Consider the following 1,986-nt stretch of genomic DNA (forward strand, 5'->3'; position numbering starts at 1 on the left):
GCACCGCGCAGCCCGGTCCAGGCGATGAAGATCCTTTCGCGCCAGTTGAAGCGGAACGGCGCCAGGCACACGAACACCGCGAGCGGCCGTGCGACCAGCATCAGCACGAGCGCGACGGCGACAGCCGGCAGCACGCTGGCGCCGAGCCGGCTCGACGAGACCAGCAAACCGAGCAGCACGAACATCACGATCTGCGCCAGCCAGGTCGCGGCATCGAGGAAGGTCACCACCGAATTATGTGCGCGGGTCGGACGATTGCCGATGATGATGCCGGCGAGATAGACCGCGAGGAAGCCCGAGGCGTGCATGATCTGCGAACCGCCGAAGATCACGAGCGCGGCGGTGGTGACGAACGGCGCATGCAGGCCCTGCGGCAGCGCCACCTGGTTGAGCGCGATGACGACGAGCCGTCCGCCGAAGAAGCCGACGACGGCGCCCAGCACCGCCTCCTGCAGGAACTCCAACAGCACGTGCCCCGCCGAGCTCGATCCCAGCGAGATGTATTCGACCAGCATCAAGGTGAGGAAGATCGCGAAGGGATCGTTGGTGCCGGATTCGGCCTCCAGCGTCGCGCCGACGCGCGGGCGCAGGCGCAGGCCCTGGGTGTGGACCAGCAGGAACACGGCGGCCGCGTCGGTCGAGGCCACCACGGCGCCGACCAGCAGCGACTCCGTCCAGTTGAGGTCGAGCGCGTATTTGGCGAACGGCGCCGTGACCAGCGCGGTCAAGAGCACGCCGACGGTGGCCAGCACCACGGACGGCGCAAGCACGGTGCGGATGCTGGCAAAGCGCGTCCGCAGGCCGCCGTCGAACAGGATCAAGGCGAGCGCCACCGACCCGACCAGATAGGTGGTGCGGACGTCGTCGAACTGGAGCTGCCCGGGGCCGGAATCGCCGGCGAGCATGCCGATCACGAGAAAGACGAGCAGCAAGGGCGCGCCGAAGCGCAGCGCAAGCAGGCTCGACAGGATACCCGCCATCACCAGGACGGCGCCGAGCAATATGGCGAGGCTGACAGAGTCGAGGGAGGCCATCCACCTTCCGGGTAAAAATCGCTGGATTTGCATCCTTATCGTCGCTGTACCGGCGCGCCAACCCATTTTCTCCCGCTCGCGGCAATCTGCCCGCATTTTGCGGCCTTAACGCACTTCACTTAGAGGTGTATCGATGGTCCAGCCGCGCCCTTTGTGGGAGTCTGCGGCGCCCTCGAATCAAACCCTCCCGCCCGCTTCCCGACGAGACCGCCCCGATGGACATGGACCTCAAGGACTTCATGGAGTTCGTGCAGACCACCGCGCGCAGCGTCGGGGCGGAAGTCTCCTCACCCTGGTTCTATCTGCAATTCGGCCTCATTCTGGCCGCGGCCGGAATCGCCTATGCCGCGGAAGCCGGCGTGCGCAACCGCGTCGACATGACCTCGCTGGCGATGGGCTGGCCGCTGCCGCTCCGGCACTTCGCACGCGTCATGGTCTCCAGTGCCTCGACGGCGGTGTTCACCCTGTTCGTGATCATCTCCCGCTTCGTGATGTACCATGCGACCTGGCCGAGCCGCAGCTATCTCCTGATGGTCGCCGCTAAGATGGGGCTGGCCTGGCTCGCGATCCGGCTGGTGACCTCGGTGCTGCGCAACGCCTTCATCGTCAAGCTGGTGTCGATCACGGCGTGGTTCGTCGCAGCGCTGTCCATCATCGGACAGCTCGACACGACGGTCGACCTGCTCGATTCCTTCGCGATCGTGCTGGGCGGCCTACGGCTGACGCCGCTGCTGGTGATCAAGGCCGGTGCGCTCCTGCTGATCGCGCTGTGGGCCACCAACATCGCCAGCAATTTCGCCGAGAGCCGGATCAATTCGACCACCGATCTGACGCCGTCGGTGCAGGTGCTGCTGGTCAAGATCATCCGCATCGGACTTCTGGCCATCGCAATCGTCATTGCGCTCGGCGCGGTCGGCATCGACCTCTCGGCGCTCRCGGTGTTCTCCGGCGC

1 protein-coding gene and 1 pseudogene are annotated in these 1,986 nt (G+C 66.1%); one reads left to right on the top strand and one right to left on the bottom strand.

Annotated elements, in window-relative coordinates:
- Positions 1-1,034: potassium/proton antiporter (locus AC1D00_RS38785; protein WP_477014314.1), on the bottom strand; the 1,034-nt coding region annotated here is incomplete at its 3' end.
- Positions 1,035-1,249: 215 nt separating this feature from the next.
- Between AC1D00_RS38785 and AC1D00_RS38790 the strand changes: the two are divergent.
- Positions 1,250-1,986: pseudogene (locus tag AC1D00_RS38790) on the top strand (mechanosensitive ion channel protein MscS); the annotation flags it as partial.

The organism is Bradyrhizobium sp. P2_E8, assembly GCF_056403875.1.